The following is a 17,925-nucleotide window of genomic DNA, read 5'->3' on the forward strand; positions in this document are numbered from 1 at the left end:
TTGTAAGCCTCATGGGATCAATTTTTCGAATCTGGAAGGAACCTCGATTGACTCCAGATGGGGTTAGTGATTAGAACGTTCCAATAGATCGGTTTGAAAAGCGGGAGGATGCATCTGGATGGCCAGCCGGGCCAAGGCAACGATATTCGACATCGCCCGCGAGGCAGGCGTGTCCAAATCGACGGTATCGCTCGTGCTCCAGGGCAGCGGGCTGATCCGGCCTGAGACCGCGGTCAAGGTTCGCAAGGCGATCGAGGATGTCGGTTACGTCTACAACCGTGGCGCCGCCAATCTGCGCAAGGCTCATTCCAACGTCATCGGCATGGTCATCAACGATCTCACCAATCCTTTCTTCGCCGAACTGGCGGTAGGCATGGAGCGCGTCTTCCAGTCGGCCGGCATCGTGCCTTTCATAGCCAACACGGCGGAAAATCCGGTGCGCCAGGAAGAGGTGCTCAAATCGCTGATGGAGCAAGGCGTCGCCGGCCTCATCGTGTCACCGGCGCGCGGCACCACGCCAGGCGCATTCCGCCGCCTGGAGTTGGCGGGCGTTCCGGTCGTCTTCGCCATGCGCCGGCTGCCCGAAAGCCGCATTCCGGTGATCACGCCCGACAATCATCGCGGCGCCTACCTGGCCGCCGCCCATCTCATCGGCAAGGGGCATCGCCGGCTGGCCTTCTTCGGCGGCTCGGCCGACCTCGTGGTCTATCAAGAGCGGCTGGGCGGCTTTCGTGAAGCCTGCGAGACGCTTGGCATCGCCGCCCGCGACATCACCGTGATCGAAGGCGAGACCAGCCGCAGGGGCGGCATCGCCTGTCTGGATACCGCTCTCGCAACATCCGAACCGCCGACTGCGGCACTCTGCTTCAACGATGCGGTCGCTTTTGGCGTCATGCTGGCGCTGCGCAAGCGTGGGCTTGAGCCGGGACCGGATTTCGCCGTCGTCGGCTTCGACGACGTGGTCGAGGCCGAGCACTACATGCCGGCCTTGACCAGCGTCTCGGTGGACACGGCCGGCCTCGGCGAACGCGCCGCCCATGTCATGCTTAAGATGATCCAGTCGCGCACGACGCGGGCCGAAGATCATATCGGTGCGATCAATCTGGTGGTCAGGGAAAGCTGCGGCCCGGATCGCCGCGCCCGAAACAGGCCCGCAGGAATGGGGGATGCGGCATGAGCGTCAGATGGGGCTTGATCGGCGCCAGCACGATCGCCAGACAGTTCATGATCAACGCCATCCGTTCGCAGGGCGATGGCGAGATCGCGGCGGTCATGAGTTCCAATCCCGAGCGCGCCACGGCCTATGCCGCGGAAAACAACATCCCGCTGGCTGTTTCGACGCTTGATGCTCTGCTGGGCGCCGACATCGACGCGGTCTACATCTCGACCACCAACGAACTGCATCTGGAGCAGGCTTTGGCCGCAGCAAAGGCGGCAAAGCATGTGCTGTGCGAAAAGCCGCTGGCGCTGACCAGCGACGACGCGCGCACAATGGTCGCCGCCGCGAAGGCAGCCGGCGTCGTGCTCGGCACCAATCACCATCTGCGCAATGCCGGCGCGCACCGCGCTATGCGCGAGGCCATCGCCGCCGGCCGCATCGGCAAGCCGATCGCCGCGCGCGTCTTCCATGCCGTCTACCTGCCCGAAAACCTGCAGGGCTGGCGCATCACGAAGCCTGAGGCAGGCGGGGGCGTGGTGCTCGACATCACCGTGCATGATGCCGACACGCTGCGCTTTGTGCTCGGCGACGATCCGGTCGAAGTGTTGGCCTTCACGCAGTCGGCCGGCATGGCCGGTAGTGGGCTGGAAGACGGCGCCATGTGCATCTGGCGCTTCAAATCGGGCGTCATCGCCCAGTCGCATGAAGGCTTCACCACCAAATTCGCCGACACCGGTTTCGAGGTGCATGGCTCTGAGGGCTCGCTGATCGCCAGGAACGTGATGACGCAGAAACCGGTCGGCTCGGTGTTGCTGCGCACGGCCAACGGCGAGGAGGAACTGAGCTTCGACCGCGAGGACCTCTATTCCCGGTCACTGCGCCAGTTCCACGCCGCGATCCGTGGCGAAGGCCAACCTTCGGCCACCGGCGAGGACGGCATCTGGTCGCTCACAGCTGCCGAAGCAGCCCTTCAATCGGCCGGTTCCGGCAAGGCCGTCAAGATCGACCCGAAACTCGGGAGCAGGAATTGAGCAAGGTCGTTTCCGCCGCTGAAGCCGCAGGCCTGATCAAGGATGGCATGGTGGTGTCCGTCTCGTCGTCGAGCGGTCTCGGCTGCCCGGACGCGGTGCTGGCCGCGATCGGCGAGCGCTTCGACAGCGAAGGCCATCCGAAAGACATCACCACGCTGCACCCGATCGCCGCCGGCGACATGTATGGCATCAAGGGCATCGACCATCTGGCCAAGCCTGGCCTGTTGAAGCGCACATTGTGTGGCTCCTATCCGTCGGGCCCCTCTTCGTCCGAGCCGCCGCAGATCTGGAAGATGATCGGCGACAATTCGGTCGCAGCCTACAATGTGCCGTCCGGCATATTGTTCGACATGCACCGCGAAGCCGCCGCCAAGCGTCCGGGTGTGCTGACCAAGGTCGGCCTCGACACCTTTGCCGACCCCCGCCACCAGGGCTGCGCCATGAACGCGGCCGCCGGTGAGCCGATCGTTTCGGTGCAGCAGTTCGACGGCGAGGAATGGCTCTATTTCCGCTCTATCGTGCCACAGATCTCGATCATCCGCGCCACCACATCGGACGAGCGCGGCAACCTCACCTACGAGCATGAGGGCGCCTATCTTGGCGGCCTGGAGCAGGCGCTCGCCGCCCGCAACAATGGCGGCGTCGTCATTGCCCAGGTCAAGCGCGTCGTCGAGAACGGCACGCTGAAGCCGCACGACGTGCGCGTGCCCGGCGTGCTGGTCGACCACATCGTCGTCGCGCCCGACCAGTTGCAGACGACGCTGACGCCCTACGATCCGGCAATCTCGGGCGAGGTCTTCCGGCCGCTGTCGAGCTTCCGCAATGCCGAAATGAACGTCCAGAAGGTGATCGCGCGCCGCGTCGCCTTGGAACTCCGCGACGGCATGGCCGTCAACATCGGCTTCGGCATCTCGGCCAATGTGCCGCGTATCCTCCTCGAGGAAGGCCAGCACGGCAAGGTCACCTGGGTGATCGAACAGGGTGCCGTTGGGGGCGTGCCGCTGCTCGACTTCAAGTTCGGCTGCGCTTCGAACGCCGAGGCGATCATGCCCTCGCCGCACCAATTCATCTATTTCCAGGCCGGCGGCTTCGACGCGTCGCTGCTGTCCTTCCTACAGATCGACCGCCACGGCTCGGTCAACGTCTCGAAACTGTCCGCACGGCCGCATGTCACCGCCGGTGCCGGCGGCTTCGTCGACATCACCGCCCGGGCAAGGAAGATCGTCTTCTCGGGCTTCTTCAACGCCGGGGCGAAACTCTCCTTGGCCGATGGCGGCATCCGCATCGACCAGGAGGGCAAGGTCAAGAAGGTGGTCAACGAGGTCGAGCACATCTCCTTCTCGGGCAAGCGCGCGGTCGCGCAGGGACAGGACATCACCTATGTCACCGAGCGTTGCGTGATGAAGCTGACGCCGGAGGGCCTGGTCGTCACCGAACTCGCACCCGGTATCGACCTGCAGCGCGACGTGTTGGCCCAGGCCGAGATCCCGCTCGGCGTCGCCAAGGATCTCAAGACGACACCGGCAGCGCTCTACCTGGACCAGCCGATCGGGCTGTCGCTGAATGGCGGCGCCTCGCTTGGAGGCGCGCATGGCTGAGCGTCTCGTCACATTCGAGCAGGATGGTGCCATCGGCGTCGTCACGCTGCGCCGGCCGGAGAAATTCAACGCGCTGGATATTCCGATGCTGCGCGCGCTGGAGGCAGCGCTGGACGAAGCGGAAATGGCGGAAGGCGTGCGTGTCGTGCTGCTGCGCGGCGAAGGCAAGGGCTTTTGCGCCGGCGGCGATGTCGAGGCGTGGGCGCAGATGAGTGCCGCCGACTTCCAGGTGCAATGGGTCCGCTACGGCCATCGCGTCTTTGACCGGCTGGCGCGGTTGCGGCAACCGACCATCGCCGTGCTGTCCGGCCATGCGCTGGGCGGTGGGCTGGAGCTGGCGGTCGCCTGCGACTTCCGCGTGGCCGAGACACAGGTGAAATTAGGCTTCCCCGAAACCTCGATCGGTGTTGTCCCCGGCTGGTCCGGCACACAACGCGCGGTGCGCCGCTTCGGCGCGCAGACGGTGCGGCGTATGGCGCTGGGCGGCGAGATTCTGCTCGCTCCCGAAGCGCTGGCGCTCGGCGTGGTCGACCGGGTGGTCGAAACCGGCAGCGGCCTGTCCGAAGCCAGGGCCTGGGCCGAAAAGATCGCCGAGCGCGGCCCGCTGGCGACGGAAGCCGCCAAGCTGATGGTCGCGGTCGCCGAAGGCGAGGAAAGTGCCGCGGCGACAGAAGCGCTGGCCAGCGGCTTCATCGCCCTGACCGGCGATCTCAAAGCCGGCGTCGGCTCTTTCAAGACCAAGCAAAAACCAGCATTTTCAAGATCCTGAGGATTACACAGTTAGATGAACGCCCCTCTCAACATCATCATGCCCGCCGAGGCATCCGCAGCGCCAAGAACCTATCGGCTGCTGATCAACGGCAAGCATGTCGATGCCCGCGATGGCCGCACGCTGGAGCGCAAGAGCCCCGGCCACGGCTTTACCGTCTCGCACTATGCACAGGCCGGCGAAGCCGAAGTCGATGCCGCGGTGCAGGCCGCGCACAAGGCGTTCGAGACCGGCCCCTGGCCGCGCATGAAGGCGGCCGAGCGCGCCGCGATCCTGCTCAAGACGGCCGACCTGATCGAGGCACGGCTGGAGGAGATCGCCCGGCTCGACGCACTGGAATCCGGCAAGCCGATCGCCCAGGCGCGCGGCGAAATTGGTGGTGCTGTCGACATCTGGCGTTATGCTGCCTCGCTCGCCCGCACCTTGCACGGCGAATCCTACGCCAATCTCGGCGACGCCATGCTTGGCGTGGTGCTGCGCGAGCCGATCGGCGTCGTCTCGATCATCACGCCATGGAATTTCCCTTTCCTCATCGTCAGCCAGAAACTGCCCTTCGCGCTCGCCGCCGGCTGCACGGCGGTGGTCAAGCCGAGCGAGATGACTTCGGCCTCGACCTTCGTCCTCGGTGATATCCTGATGCAGGCCGGCCTGCCCGCTGGCGTCGTCAACATCCTCGCCGGTCTTGGCGCCGATGTCGGCGCGCCGATGGTCAGCCATCCCCTGGTCGAAATGGTCTCGTTCACCGGCTCCACCCGCGTCGGTAAGATGACGATGGCCTCCGCCGCGCAATCCTTGAAGAAAGTCTCGATGGAGCTCGGCGGCAAGAACGGCCAGATCGTCTTTCCCGACGCGGACCTCGAAGCGGCGGCCGACGCGGCCGTATTCGGCGGCTTCTTCAACGCCGGCGAATGCTGCAATGCCGGCAGCCGGCTGATCGTGCACGAGGCGATCGCCGACGATTTTCTCGGCGCGGTCAAGGCGCTTACAGCCAGGGTGACGGTCGGCGATCCGCTCGACGACAACACCAAGGTCGGCGCGATGATCTCGTCCGACCATCTGGCCAAGGTAGCCGGCTACGTCACGGCAGCGGCAAGCGACGGCAGCAGCGTCTACAGCGGCGGCAAACAGCTGGCCTCGAATGCCGGCCAGTACCTCGATCCCACCATCATCCGCGGCGTCACCGAGGACATGGCCATCGCGCGCGAGGAAGTGTTCGGACCGGTGCTCTCGGTGCTGACTTTTGAAACGATTGAAAAGGCGTTGCACATCGCCAACAACACGCCTTATGGTTTGTCTGCGGGCGTGTGGAGCGCCAGCATCGACACCTGCATGTCGGTGGCGCGGAATGTGCGTTCGGGAACCGTCTGGGTAAACACGTTCATGGAAGGTTACCCCGAGCTGCCATTCGGAGGCTACAAGCAGTCCGGTCTCGGACGCGAACTCGGCAAACGCGCCGTAGAGGACTATACCGAAGAAAAGACACTCCAGTTTCATCGCGGCCAACGCACCGGATGGTGGGTCGGCTGAGTTGAGAAGAACCCGGCGGACATTCGCCGGTCGTGTAGATGCAACAAGGGAGGAAGTACATGTTGCGCAAACTTCTTATCGGAACGGCTCTCGCATCGGGCCTTGCTTTCGCGGCCCATGCCGAGGACGTCAAGGAAGTCCAGATGCTGCATTGGTGGACGTCGGGCGGCGAAGCGGCTGCTCTCAACGTCCTCAAGGGCGATCTGGCCAAGGAAGGCTATGCCTGGAAGGACGTGCCGGTGGCCGGCGGCGGCGGCGACGCAGCCATGACCGCGCTGAAGGCGATGGTCGCCGCCGGCAACTACCCGACCGCCTCGCAGATGCTCGGCTACACCGTGCTCGACTATGCGGCGGCCGGCGTCATGGGCGACCTGACCGAGACGGCGAAGAAGGAAGGCTGGGACAAGTCGGTTCCGGCCGCCCTGCAGAAGTTCTCGGTCTATGACGGCAAGTGGGTCGCAGCTCCGGTCAACGTCCACTCGGTGAACTGGCTGTGGATCAACAAGGCCGTCATGGACAAGATCGGCGGCACCGAGCCGAAGACCTTCGACGACTTCGTTGCCCTGCTCGACAAAGCAAAGGCGGCAGGCGTGATCCCGCTCGCTCTCGGCGGCCAGAACTGGCAGGAAGCCACCATGTTCGACTCGGTCGTGCTGTCGACCGGTGGACCTGAGTTCTACAAGAAGGCCTTCAACGACCTCGACGACGCTTCGCTCAAGTCCGACACGATGAAGAAGTCGTTCGACAATCTCGCCAAGCTCGTCACCTATGTCGACCCGAACTTCTCCGGTCGCGACTGGAACCTTGCCACCGCCATGGTCATCAAGGGCGACGCCCTGGTGCAGGTCATGGGCGACTGGGCCAAGGGTGAATTCCACGCCGCCAAGAAGACTCCGGGCACGGACTTCCTGTGCTATCGCTTCCCGGGCACCGACGGCTCGGTGATCTACAACTCCGACATGTTCGGCATGTTCAATGTTCCGGATGACCGCAAGGCCGCCCAGGTCGCATTGGCCACCGCCACCCTGTCGAAGAGCTTCCAGTCGGCCTTCAACGTCGTCAAGGGTTCGGTTCCGGCCCGTACCGACGTTCCGGACACCGACTTCGACGCCTGCGGCAAGAAGGGCATCGCCGACCTGAAGGCAGCCAATGACGGCGGCACGCTGTTCGGCTCGCTCGCCCAGGGTTATGGCGCGCCTCCGGCGGTCGCCAATGCCTACAAGGATGTCGTCTCCAAGTTCGTCCATGGTCAGATCAAGACCTCGGACGAGGCCGTGACCGAACTGGTCAAGGCGATCGACGACGCCAAGTAAGCGCCACACACCAAAAGCGCCTTCCCCGCTCCAGCGGGGAAGGCTCCGATCCGCGAACCTGGTTGGCCTCGCGTCGACGGGAGGAGCCCTATGAGCACGGTAGCGACAAGCCAGATCAAGCTGACGCCAGAGCAGGCCCGACCGCGCGCCTCGGTGCGCTCGCGCCTGCAGGACGCGCTGCCTAAGATCGTGCTGGCGCCGAGCTTCGCCATCACCATTGTCTTCGTCTACGGCTTCATCCTGTGGACGATCTATCTGTCCTTCACCAATTCCAAGACCTTCCCGTCCTATGTCATCACCGGCTCGCGCGCCTACCAGCGGCTTTGGGGCTGGACCTTCGACACCGACCCGCCATCGAGCTGGTACACGTCGATCACCAACATGGGCATTTTCGGCTTTCTCTACATCTTCATCTGCCTGGCGCTCGGCCTGTTCCTGGCCATCCTGCTCGACCAGAAGATCCGCGGCGAAGGCGTGCTGCGGCCGATCTATCTCTACCCGATGGCGCTGTCCTTCATCGTCACCGGCGTCGCCTGGAAATGGTTCCTCGATCCCGGTCTCGGCCTCGAGCAGACCTTGCATCAATGGGGCTGGACGAGCTTCCATTTCGACTGGATCAAGAACAAGGACTTCGTCATCTACACCGTGGTCATTGCCGGCGTCTGGCAGGCCTCCGGCTTCATCATGGCGATGTTCCTGGCCGGCCTGCGCGGCATCGACGGCGAGATCATGAAGGCGGCGCAGATCGATGGCGCCACCACCTTCCAGCTCTATCGCCGCATCGTCATCCCGCTGCTGCGGCCGATCTTCCTGTCAGCCTTCATCGTGCTCGCCCACCTCGCCATCAAGTCGTATGACCTTGTCGTGGCGTTGACCAGCGGCGGCCCCGGCGGCTCGGCCTGGCTGCCGTCGAACTTCATGTACGAGTACACCTTCAAGCGCAACGAAATGGCCGTCGGCTCGGCCAGCGCGGTGATCATGCTGATGACCATCATCGCCATCATCGTGCCCTATCTCTATTCGGAACTGCGGGAGAAGCCGCGATGAGCGCCGTCACCACGCCCGCCCGCCAGGCCTCAGGCGGCGTCAACGCTAGGATCGTCAACCGCATCGTCATCTACGGGCTGCTGGCGCTGTTTGCGCTGTTCTACCTGATGCCGCTGTTCGTCATGCTGGTCACCTCGTTCAAGACCATGGACGAGATCCAGAACGGCAACATGCTGGCGCTGCCCCAGGCGCCCACCTTCGACCCGTGGGTGAAGGCCTGGGGCGAGACCTGCGTCGGCCTCACCTGCGCCGGCATCAAGGGCTATTTCTGGAACTCCATCAAGATGGTGGTTCCGGCCGTGCTGATCTCGACGATGCTCGGCGCCCTCAACGGCTACGTGCTGACCAAATGGCGCTTCCGCGGCGCAACGCTGGTGTTCGGGCTGATGCTGTTCGCCTGCTTCATCCCGTTCCAGTCGGTGCTGTTGCCGATGGCGACGATCCTCGGCAGCCTTGGCCGTTTCGGCGTGTCGCTGCAGAACTCGGTCGGAACGAGCTTCGGCCTGGGCAACGCCACGGTCAATCTCGTCTTCGTCCACGTCGTCTACGGCATCGGTTTCACCACGTTGTTCTTCCGCAACTATTACGAGGCGTTTCCGACCGAACTGGTCAAGGCGGCGCAGGTCGACGGCGCCTCCTTCTTCCAGATCTTCCGTCGCATCATGCTGCCGAACTCGATGCCGATCTTCGTCGTCACCGTCATCTACCAGTTCACCAACATCTGGAACGACTTCCTGTTCGCCTCTGCCTATGCCGGCACCGGCGACGCGATGCCGATGACTGTGGCCCTCAACAACGTCGTCAACACCTCGACCGGCGTCGTCGAATACAACGTCAACATGGCGGCCGCGATGATCGCCGCACTGCCAACCCTTCTCGTCTATGTGCTCGCCGGCCGCTATTTCGTGCGCGGTCTGATGGCGGGCGCCGTCAAAGGATAATCTGATGGCTTTTCTGGAAATTGATGGCCTGAGAAAGCGCTTCGGCCAGGTCGAGATCCTCAAGGGGATCGATGTCGAACTGGATAAGGGCGGCTTCCTGGTGCTGGTCGGCCCGTCCGGCTGCGGCAAGTCCACCTTGCTCAACACCATCGCCGGCCTGGAGACGATCACCTCGGGCGAAATCCGCGTCGAAGGCCGCGCAATCAACGATCTGCATCCGTCCAAGCGCGACATCGCCATGGTGTTCCAGAGCTATGCGCTCTATCCGAACATGACGGTGGCCGGAAACATCTCCTTCGGCATGGAGATGCGCGGCGTGCCAGCGGCAGAGCGGCAGAAGGCGATCGACAAGGTGGCCAAGGTGCTGCAGATCGGCCACCTCCTGCAGCGCAAGCCAAGCCAGCTTTCCGGCGGCCAGCGCCAGCGCGTCGCCATGGGCCGGGCGCTGGTGCGCGACCCAAAACTGTTCCTGTTCGACGAGCCGTTGTCCAACCTCGACGCCAAGCTGCGTGTCGACATGCGCATCGAGATCAAGCGCCTGCATGCCACCACCGGCACCACCATCGTCTATGTCACCCACGATCAGATCGAGGCGATGACGCTGGCGACCAAGATCGCCGTCATGCGCGACGGCGAAGTACAGCAGTTCGGCACCCCGGCCGAGATCTACAACAACCCGACCAATCTCTTTGTCGCCGATTTCATGGGCTCGCCGGCGATGAACCTGATCCCGGCGACGATCGGCACCAACGGCAATGCGCTGTCCGTCGTGCTGCAGCGCGAGGCGCGCGAGCCGATCTCGCTGCCGATGGCCAATGCGCCGGCGGGCCTGTCGGCATTCCAGGGCAAGCCGATCATCTTTGGCGTCCGCCCCGAAGCCCTGACCGATCCGGAAGGCGCCGAGCGCAATGCCTCGAACATCGCCACTGCCGACTGCTTTATCGAGGTCGTTGAACCGGCGGGCTCCGACACCTTCGCCGTCACCAATCTCGGCGGCAAGGGCGTGGTGGCGCGGCTGCGCGCCGACGCCAACATCCAGCCCGGCACCAACACGCCGCTCGCCTTCAACCTGACCAAGGCGGTGTTCTTCGATCCGGCGACCGAAAACCGCATCCTCTGACCGAGATGACAAATCCCGATATCGTCATCATCGGCTCCGGCATCGGCGGCGCCACGATCGCCTCCGGTCTCGCCGGCAGCGGCGCCTCGATCCTGATGCTGGAGCGCGGCGAACCGTTGCCGGCAACGCCGCATGCGCGCGACACCCGTTCCATCTTCGTCGACGGTCATTATCGGCCGAAGGAGATGTGGCGCGAGGCCGGCGGCGCGGCCTTCAACCCCGGCAACTATTACTATGTCGGCGGCAACTCGAAATTCTACGGCGCCGTGCTGATCCGCTACCGCAGGGAAGATTTTGCGGCCATGGAGCATTTCGGCGGCGTCTCGCCGGCCTGGCCGTTTTCCTATGAAGAATTCGAGCCCTGGTATTCGAAGGCCGAGCAATTGTTTCGCGTGCGCGGCTCGCTCGGCGAGGACCCGACCGAGCCGTTCCACTCGATCCCCTATGCCTTCAAGCCTGTGCCCGACGAGGCGCCGATCGCGCGCGCCCGCGCCGAGCTCCAGGGCCTCGGCCTGCATCCGGCCTCGCTGCCGCTCGGCGTCGACATCGACGCCTGGCTGAACGAGGGCAAGACCGGCTGGGACGCGTTTCCCAACACCGGCCAGGGCAAGGTCGACGCGCAAACGGGACCCCTGACGGCGGCGCTGACCGACCAGAACATCAAGCTCGAGACCGGCGCTTACGTCGAATATCTGGAGGCCTCGGCCGACGGCAAAACCATCGTCGCTGTTCACTATCGCCAGAATGGCGCGTTGAAAAAGCTGACGCCGAAGCTGGTCATTCTCTCCGCCGGTGCGGTCAATTCGGCCGTCATCCTGCTGCGTTCGCCGTCACCCGCCACCGGCAAGGGAGGTGGCAAGGGCCTCGCCAACCGCTCCGACCAGGTCGGCCGCAATTTCATGAACCACAATTCCAGCGCCATGCTGGCCATCGATCCGCGCCGCCGCAACGATGCCGTCTACCAGAAGACGCTGATGCTGAACGATTATTATCTCTCCGACGGCAAGGGCGGCAAGCCGCTCGGCAACGTCCAGTTGCTCGGCAAGATCGACGGCAACATCCTCAGCGCCAACGTGAAATTCGCGCCGAAATTCGCGCTCGATTTCATGGCCGGCCATGCCGTCGATTGGTACCTGATGTGCGAGGACCTGCCTGATCCCGAAAGCCGCATCATGGTCGACGGCAAGGACATCGTCATGCAATGGCGCCGCTCCAACATGCAGTCGCTCGACCGGCTGACCAAGGTGATGCGCGAAAACTTCCGCGCCTGCGGCTATCCGATCGTGCTGTCGCGCCCCTTTGACAAGCGCACGCCGTCGCACCAGTGCGGCACGGTGAAGATGGGCGACGATCCCGCCACAGCGCCGCTCGACCCGTTCTGCCGGTCCTTCGATCATCAGAATCTGTTCGTTGTCGATGGCGGCTTCCTGCCGAATTCGGCCGCCGTCAATCCGGCGCTGTCGATCGCCGCGCAAGCGCTGCGTGTCGCCGACCATATCCGCAAGAGCGAGCTTTCCCAATGACCCGCCCGGCGGCCATCGTCACCGGCGGCGCGCGCGGCATCGGCCTTGCCTGCGCCCAGGCGCTTGCCGATGCCGGCTTCGACATCCTCGTCGCCGACCTTGCCGAAAAACCCGCTGACGGGTTAGCCGAGGACATCATCACGCACGGCGCGCAGTTCGCCTATGTCAGCTGCGACATCGCCGATCTCGGCGGCCATGCGGCACTGGTCGATGCCACGATGCGCGCCTTCGGCCGCATCGACTGCCTGGTCAACAATGCCGGTGTCGGCGCCGTGGTGCGCGGCGACCTCCTGGAACTGAAGCCCGAGAATTTCGACAAGGCGCTCAACATCAATCTGCGCGGCACCGTGTTCCTCAGCCAGGCCGTCGCCAAGGCGATGCTGGCTGTCCCTGGAGATCACCCGAAATCGATCATCACCATCACCTCGGTCAGCGCCGAAATGGCGTCGCCGGAACGGCCTGACTACTGCATCTCGAAAGCCGGCCTGTCGATGTGGGTGAAGACCCTGGCGCTCAGGCTTGCCGCCGAGGACATCGCTGTGTTCGAGGTGCGGCCGGGCATCATTCGCACCGACATGACATCGGGCGTCACCGCCAAATACGGCGCCTTGATCGACGGCGGGCTGGTGCCGGCAAAGCGCTGGGGCGAAGCATCGGACATCGGAACCGTGGTGGCGACGCTTGCCGGCGGCAAGCTCGGCTTTTCGACCGGCTCGATCATCAATGTCGACGGCGCGCTCTCCGTGCCGCGGCTGTAAGGTGGATAGTGTCATGACCGACTACATCATCGTGGGCGCCGGCCCGGCCGGCTGTGTTCTGGCCAACCGGTTGAGCGAGGATCCGACGCATCAGGTGCTGCTGCTGGAAGCCGGCGGCAAGGACTGGCATCCCTATATCCACATGCCGGCGGGCTTTGCCAAGATGACCAAGGGCATTGCCTCGTGGGGCTGGTCGACCGTTCCGCAGAAGCACATGAAGGACCGCGTCTTCTGGTACACGCAGGCCAAGGTGGTCGGCGGCGGTTCTTCCATCAACGCCCAGATCTACACGCGCGGCAATGCCCGCGACTATGACGCCTGGGAGAAGGAAGAAGGTCTCGCCGGCTGGGGCTATCGCGATGTGCTGCCCTATTTCAAGCGAGCCGAAAACAACCAGCGCTACGCCAACGACTTTCATGGCGACCAGGGCCCGCTCGGCGTGTCGAACCCGATTTCGCCGTTGCCGATCTGCGAGGCCTATTTCCGCGCCGGCCAGGAGATGGGGATACCCTTCAACCCGGATTTCAACGGCGCCAGCCAGGAGGGCGTCGGCTACTACCAATTGACCCAGAAGGATGCGAGGCGCTCCTCCGCTTCGGTCGCCTATTTGAAGCCGATCCGCGCTCGCAGGAACCTTACTGTCAGGACCGATGTGCTGGTGACGCGCATCGTCGTCGAGAAAGACCGCGCCATCGGCGTCGAAATCGTCGACAGGCCGGGCGGCGAGAAGAAAATCCTGCGCGCCGACCGAGAGGTGATCGTCTCGTCCGGCGCCATCGGCTCGCCGAAGCTGTTGATGCAGTCGGGCATCGGCCCGGCCGACCATCTCAAATCTGTCGGCGTCACGCCGGTGCATGACCTGCCCGGCGTCGGTTCCAACATGCAGGACCATCTCGACCTGTTCGTCATCGCCGAATGCACCGGCGACCACACCTATGACAATTACGCCAAGCTGCACCGCACGGCCTGGGCCGGCCTGCAATACCTGCTGCTGAAGAAGGGACCGGTGGCCTCCAGCCTGTTCGAGACCGGCGGCTTCTGGTACGCCGACCCGACCGCAGCCTCGCCCGACATCCAGTTCCACCTCGGCCTCGGCTCCGGCATCGAGGCCGGCGTCGAGAAGCTGAACAACCCGGGCGTCACCTTGAACTCCGCCTTCCTGCGGCCGCGCTCGCGCGGCACGGTTCGGCTGAAGAGCGCCGACCCGGCCGACCATCCGCTGATCGATCCGAACTACTGGTCCGACCCCTACGACCGCGCCATGTCGATCAAGGGACTGAGGCTGGCGCGCGAGATCATGCGGCAGAAGGCGCTTGCGCCCTACGTGCTGCGCGAGGTGCTGCCCGGCCCGTCGCTCGCCAGCGACGACGAGCTGTTCGACTATGCCTGCCGCAGTTCCAAGACCGACCATCATCCGGTCGGCACCTGCCGCATGGGCCATGACGGCATGGCCGTGGTGACGCCGGATCTGCGGCTGCGCGGCATCGAGGGCCTGCGGGTCTGCGACGCCTCGGTGATGCCGCGCGTGCCCTCCTCCAACACCAATGCGCCGACCATCATGGTCGGCGAAAAGGGTGCCGATCTGATCCTCGACCGCGAACCGCTGCCGCCGGCCGTGTTTTCCGGAAACCGGGCGGCTTAGGAGCAAAAAAATGATCAGGCACTGTGTCTCGCCAGGTTTCGCAACGATGTTCCCGCCGCCGAGCGCATGGCAATCCATGCCGATCTCGAAGCGCTGCGACAGGTGGTGGAGGGCATGGAAGCGGTCCAATTCAGCGCCAATGTCAGCCCCGAGCCGTTCGGCCGCGGCTTCACGCATGGCTTCACCATCGATTTCCGCGATGCCGCCGCCCGCGACGCCTATCTGGTGCATGAGGCGCATCAGCGCGCCGGCGCCCGACTGGTCGCCGCTCTCGAAGGCGGCACCGACGGATTGATGGTCTTCGATCTCGATCTTACGAAAAAGTGACCGCCGGTTTTTCGAAAGCCGGCTGACGGCTGTTCTCTTTTGCCGACCGGGCGACATATCGTTGCCCTGGGGACGGCAAAGGAGGAACGTCTTGAACCTCAATTCCCAACAGAAAAAAACCGTCCTGGCTTCATTCCTGGGCTGGACGCTCGACGCTTTCGATTTCTTCCTCCTGACATTCCTTCTCACGGATATTGCGACTGAATTCCAGACCGACGTCCCGGCCGTCTCGAAGGCGCTGTTCCTGACTTTGGCGACACGCTTCATCGGCGCGTTTTTCTTCGGCATGCTTGCCGACAAATACGGGCGCAAGCCCATCCTCATGCTCAACATCGTCAGCTATTCGGTGATTGGCGCGCTGGCCGCCTTCTCGCCCAATCTCGGCATCTTCCTGGCACTGCGCGCCCTGTTCGGCATTGCCATGGGCGGCGAATGGGGACTTGGCAGTTCGCTCGCCATGGAGTCTATCCCGCCCAGCGCGCGCGGCATGGTCTCGGGCATCCTGCAATGCGGCTATCCGACGGGCTACCTCTTGGCGGCAGTGGTCTATGGCCTGCTCTATCAGCAGACGATCGGCGGCTACACGATCGGCTGGCGCGCCATGTTCCTGCTCAGCTTCGTGCCGGCATTGATCGTGCTGTTCATCCGCTCGCACGTGCCGGAATCGCCGGCCTTCGTCGACGCGCAGAAGACCGCCAGGCCGGGACTGTTGGAAACGCTGCAAAAGCACTGGGGCGTCGCCCTCTATGCCGTCGTGCTGATGATGTTCTTCAACTTCTTCAGCCATGGCACACAGGACCTCTACCCAACCTTCCTGAAGAAGCAGCACGGCTTCGATCCGCATACGGTGAGCTGGATCACCATCGTCGCCAACATCGGCGCCATCGTTGGCGGCCTGGCATTCGGCGCGCTGTCCGAGAAGATCGGCCGCGTCAACGCCATCACCCTGGCGTGCCTGATTGCCTTGCCGTCGATTCCACTGTGGGCCTACAGCACCACGCCCTTCATGCTCGCCATCGGCGCCTTCGTCATGCAGGTCGCTGTCCAGGGCGCCTGGGGCGTCATCCCGGTGCATCTCAACGAGCTTTCGCCGGGGTCCGTGCGTGCGACCTTGCCCGGCTTCATCTATCAGGCCGGCAATCTCGCGGCGTCCTATGGCGGCCCTTACCAGGCAGGCATCGCGGAAGCCCCTGGAGGCAGCTACGGATATGCGCTTGCGCTTTTTGCCGGCGTGGTTGCCGTCTGCATCATCGTCGTCATCCGCTTCAGTCCGGAGCGACGCGGCCAGGTGATGACCGTGCTGGGCTAACGGCGGCAGCTAGCCCAGTCGGAGCGCAACAACGCCGGCGACGATGCTGAGCGCGGCGGCCGCGCGCCAGCCCGTCATCTTCTCGCCGAGGGCGAAGACCGAGATCATCATGGCGAACAGGATCGAGGTCTCGCGCAGCGACGCCACCGAGGCGATCGGCGCCTTGGTCATTGCCCACATCACGATCCAGTAGGCCGCACCGCTGAGTACGCCGGTGAACAGGCCCACCTTCCAGTCGCGCGCCAGCACCGGCAGCGCTTTCGGCCCACGGAAGATAAGGCACAGCACCAGCGCTCCGAGGGCATCGCAGATGAACAGCCAGGCGGCGTAGCTTTGCGCCGTGGCGGCCAGCCGCGCGCCGCTGCCGTCGGACAGCGTGTAGCTGGCGATGAAGATCGAGGTGCCCAGCGCAAAGCCGACGGCGCGCAGGTTCAGCTTTTCCAGATGCGCACCGCCGCGAAACGACATCACCAGCGTGCCGGTCGACAGCAGAAAAATACCCAGAATGGCAAGCGGCGCCGGCACCTCGGCGACCACGAACATACCGCCAAGCGCCGCCAGCAAAGGTGCCGTGCCACGCGCCAGTGGATAGGTCTGGGCGAAATCGCCCGCCTGGTAGGCGCCGATCAGGAAGGTCCGGTAGCCCATGTGGAAGATCACCGAGGCGACGATGTAGGGCCACACCTGCGCCTTCGGCACTTCGACGAAAGGCAGCACGACAAGGGCGGCAGCGCCCATTCCCAGCGTCATCAGCGTGATCGACAGGAAGCGGTCGAGATGGACCTTGACCAGCGCATTCCAGATCGCGTGCATGGCGGCGGCGGCAAGCACCGCAAAGAAGACGAAGGGCGTCATTGCCGGCTCATCCGCCGCGCAGCACGGCGAGCGGTGTTTCGAGATCGATGTCGAGCCGTAGGGGGAAATGGTCCGATGCGACCTCGCCGACATCGGCGCCGACCGAGCGGACGCGCCCGGCAAACATGCCGCCGACAAAGCAATGGTCAAGCCGGCGTTTGGCCAGTTTGCCGTCGATGGTCTTCACATGGGTGTGGAAATCCGCAGTCGGCTGGCTGGCAACGGCGGCGGCATCGACGAAGCCATCGAGGTAGGCGGCGCCGCGATGATAGGGCGTGCTGCCGACGATGCGGCTATATTCGACGCTGCCCGGCTCCATGTTGAAATCGCCCATCCAGATCGCTTCCAGCGGGTTCTCCGGCTCCGGCTCGCCATTGCTCCAGTTGCGCGACGGCTCGTCATCGATGCCGCTCCAGGGTCCGCCCTCTCGGGTCGCACGGCGATGTTCGCCCAAGAGGTAATCGATCTGTTCCAGCCGCTCCTCCGCCGCGATATGGGCGAGATGCAACGAAAACACCCGAACCGGGCCGGCCGGCGTGCGGATCATGCATTCAAGTGCTGCGTTGCGCGTGTTGAGCGGCCGCAGCGTGCGGCGCATCGGCAGTGCATGCAGCCGCGACCAGACTATCGGCAGCTTCGACAGCACCATCGTACCGAACTGCCGGCGTCGGTTGATCAGACGGCCGTCGCGCTGCTCGCTGGCGTCCATGTCGAAGGCCGGACCATAGACCCAGTGATAGTCCGGCAGCAGGCGGGAAATAAGCTCCGGCTGGTCGTCGTAGTTGCTGCGCTGCCAGTGCCGCTCGACTTCCTGCAGCGCGATGATGTCGGCGCCGGCGACGATGCGCGCTGCGCGCGAAAGATCGTAGCGGCCGTCGCTGCCGAACCCGTACTGGATGTTGTAGCTGACCAGCTTCATTGCTTATCCGGCTCAATTTCGATGATGGCAGTAGCGGTTCGGCAGATTGGTTGCAATGTGCAGGGATATGGCAGCGGCTTGGGCCAG

16 protein-coding genes are annotated in these 17,925 nt (G+C 64.2%); 14 read left to right on the plus strand and 2 right to left on the minus strand.

Features of this window, described 5'->3' with window-relative positions; genetic code table 11:
* The first annotated feature begins 118 nt into the window (after positions 1-118).
* The 14 genes from AC1D2G_RS12670 to AC1D2G_RS12735 all read left to right on the plus strand — a co-directional run bounded on the left by AC1D2G_RS12670 (position 119) and on the right by AC1D2G_RS12735 (position 16,064).
* Positions 119-1,177, plus strand: coding sequence for a LacI family DNA-binding transcriptional regulator (locus AC1D2G_RS12670; RefSeq protein WP_477414309.1), 1,059 nt, complete (start codon positions 119-121; stop codon positions 1,175-1,177).
* On the plus strand, positions 1,174-2,190 hold the full coding sequence (locus AC1D2G_RS12675) for a Gfo/Idh/MocA family protein (protein WP_477414311.1): 1,017 nt from the start codon (positions 1,174-1,176) through the stop codon (positions 2,188-2,190). Before AC1D2G_RS12670 ends, AC1D2G_RS12675 begins: the two co-directional genes overlap by 4 nt.
* Positions 2,187-3,788 (plus strand): acyl CoA:acetate/3-ketoacid CoA transferase, encoded by a 1,602-nt coding sequence (locus AC1D2G_RS12680; RefSeq protein WP_477414313.1) that lies wholly within the window; start codon positions 2,187-2,189, stop codon positions 3,786-3,788. The genes AC1D2G_RS12675 and AC1D2G_RS12680 overlap by 4 nt, the downstream gene beginning before the upstream one ends.
* A complete protein-coding gene (locus AC1D2G_RS12685) occupies positions 3,781-4,557 on the plus strand; it encodes an enoyl-CoA hydratase/isomerase family protein (protein WP_477306529.1) in 777 nt (258 codons plus the stop codon). The genes AC1D2G_RS12680 and AC1D2G_RS12685 overlap by 8 nt, the downstream gene beginning before the upstream one ends.
* Before the next feature lie 15 nt (positions 4,558-4,572).
* Positions 4,573-6,084, plus strand: coding sequence for an aldehyde dehydrogenase family protein (locus AC1D2G_RS12690; protein ID WP_477414315.1), 1,512 nt, complete (start codon positions 4,573-4,575; stop codon positions 6,082-6,084).
* Positions 6,085-6,143: 59 nt separating this feature from the next.
* The gene (locus AC1D2G_RS12695; RefSeq protein ID WP_095084589.1) at positions 6,144-7,397 is read left to right on the plus strand and encodes an ABC transporter substrate-binding protein; all 1,254 of its coding nucleotides are present in this window, start codon (positions 6,144-6,146) and stop codon (positions 7,395-7,397) included.
* A gap of 90 nt (positions 7,398-7,487) precedes the next feature.
* Positions 7,488-8,444 (plus strand): carbohydrate ABC transporter permease, encoded by a 957-nt coding sequence (locus tag AC1D2G_RS12700; RefSeq protein WP_095084590.1) that lies wholly within the window; start codon positions 7,488-7,490, stop codon positions 8,442-8,444.
* Entirely contained in the window at positions 8,441-9,385 is a 945-nt protein-coding gene (locus AC1D2G_RS12705) for a carbohydrate ABC transporter permease (protein WP_095084591.1), read from the plus strand. Before AC1D2G_RS12700 ends, AC1D2G_RS12705 begins: the two co-directional genes overlap by 4 nt.
* 4 nt (positions 9,386-9,389) lie before the next feature.
* A complete protein-coding gene (locus AC1D2G_RS12710; protein ID WP_457154399.1) occupies positions 9,390-10,505 on the plus strand; it encodes an ABC transporter ATP-binding protein in 1,116 nt (371 codons plus the stop codon).
* A 5-nt stretch (positions 10,506-10,510) separates the two neighbouring features.
* Positions 10,511-12,028, plus strand: coding sequence for a GMC oxidoreductase (locus AC1D2G_RS12715; RefSeq protein WP_477414317.1), 1,518 nt, complete (start codon positions 10,511-10,513; stop codon positions 12,026-12,028).
* The gene (locus AC1D2G_RS12720) at positions 12,025-12,786 is read left to right on the plus strand and encodes a 3-ketoacyl-ACP reductase (RefSeq protein WP_477414319.1); all 762 of its coding nucleotides are present in this window, start codon (positions 12,025-12,027) and stop codon (positions 12,784-12,786) included. Before AC1D2G_RS12715 ends, AC1D2G_RS12720 begins: the two co-directional genes overlap by 4 nt.
* A 13-nt stretch (positions 12,787-12,799) precedes the next feature.
* The gene (locus AC1D2G_RS12725; protein ID WP_477414321.1) at positions 12,800-14,428 is read left to right on the plus strand and encodes a GMC family oxidoreductase; all 1,629 of its coding nucleotides are present in this window, start codon (positions 12,800-12,802) and stop codon (positions 14,426-14,428) included.
* 66 nt (positions 14,429-14,494) lie between these two features.
* A complete protein-coding gene (locus AC1D2G_RS12730; RefSeq protein ID WP_477414323.1) occupies positions 14,495-14,755 on the plus strand; it encodes a Dabb family protein in 261 nt (86 codons plus the stop codon).
* A gap of 91 nt (positions 14,756-14,846) precedes the next feature.
* Entirely contained in the window at positions 14,847-16,064 is a 1,218-nt protein-coding gene (locus tag AC1D2G_RS12735; protein ID WP_457152578.1) for an MFS transporter, read from the plus strand.
* 9 nt (positions 16,065-16,073) lie between these two features.
* On the opposite strand, the gene AC1D2G_RS12740 is transcribed toward AC1D2G_RS12735, so the two are convergent.
* Positions 16,074-16,919, minus strand: coding sequence for an EamA family transporter (locus tag AC1D2G_RS12740; protein WP_477414325.1), 846 nt, complete (start codon positions 16,917-16,919; stop codon positions 16,074-16,076).
* 7 nt (positions 16,920-16,926) lie between these two features.
* Positions 16,927-17,838, minus strand: a complete 912-nt coding sequence (locus AC1D2G_RS12745) for an endonuclease/exonuclease/phosphatase family protein (RefSeq protein WP_477414327.1) — start codon at positions 17,836-17,838, stop codon at positions 16,927-16,929.
* Between the last annotated feature and the right edge of the window lie 87 nt (positions 17,839-17,925).

The sequence above is a fragment of the Mesorhizobium sp. P2_C7 genome (assembly GCF_056404515.1).

What these genes read in the sequence shown, in the direction of transcription:
- AC1D2G_RS12670 (WP_477414309.1), top strand. Translation starts at nt 119, where the DNA reads ATGGCCAGCCGGGCCAAGGCAACGATATTCGACATCGCCCGCGAGGCA.
- AC1D2G_RS12675 (WP_477414311.1), top strand. Translation starts at nt 1,174, where the DNA reads ATGAGCGTCAGATGGGGCTTGATCGGCGCCAGCACGATCGCCAGACAG.
- AC1D2G_RS12685 (WP_477306529.1), top strand. Translation starts at nt 3,781, where the DNA reads ATGGCTGAGCGTCTCGTCACATTCGAGCAGGATGGTGCCATCGGCGTC.
- AC1D2G_RS12690 (WP_477414315.1), top strand. Translation starts at nt 4,573, where the DNA reads ATGAACGCCCCTCTCAACATCATCATGCCCGCCGAGGCATCCGCAGCG.
- AC1D2G_RS12695 (WP_095084589.1), top strand. Translation starts at nt 6,144, where the DNA reads ATGTTGCGCAAACTTCTTATCGGAACGGCTCTCGCATCGGGCCTTGCT.
- AC1D2G_RS12700 (WP_095084590.1), top strand. Translation starts at nt 7,488, where the DNA reads ATGAGCACGGTAGCGACAAGCCAGATCAAGCTGACGCCAGAGCAGGCC.
- AC1D2G_RS12705 (WP_095084591.1), top strand. Translation starts at nt 8,441, where the DNA reads ATGAGCGCCGTCACCACGCCCGCCCGCCAGGCCTCAGGCGGCGTCAAC.
- AC1D2G_RS12710 (WP_457154399.1), top strand. Translation starts at nt 9,390, where the DNA reads ATGGCTTTTCTGGAAATTGATGGCCTGAGAAAGCGCTTCGGCCAGGTC.
- AC1D2G_RS12715 (WP_477414317.1), top strand. Translation starts at nt 10,511, where the DNA reads ATGACAAATCCCGATATCGTCATCATCGGCTCCGGCATCGGCGGCGCC.
- AC1D2G_RS12720 (WP_477414319.1), top strand. Translation starts at nt 12,025, where the DNA reads ATGACCCGCCCGGCGGCCATCGTCACCGGCGGCGCGCGCGGCATCGGC.
- AC1D2G_RS12725 (WP_477414321.1), top strand. Translation starts at nt 12,800, where the DNA reads ATGACCGACTACATCATCGTGGGCGCCGGCCCGGCCGGCTGTGTTCTG.
- AC1D2G_RS12730 (WP_477414323.1), top strand. Translation starts at nt 14,495, where the DNA reads ATGGCAATCCATGCCGATCTCGAAGCGCTGCGACAGGTGGTGGAGGGC.
- AC1D2G_RS12740 (WP_477414325.1), bottom strand. Translation starts at nt 16,919, where the DNA reads ATGACGCCCTTCGTCTTCTTTGCGGTGCTTGCCGCCGCCGCCATGCAC.
- AC1D2G_RS12745 (WP_477414327.1), bottom strand. Translation starts at nt 17,838, where the DNA reads ATGAAGCTGGTCAGCTACAACATCCAGTACGGGTTCGGCAGCGACGGC.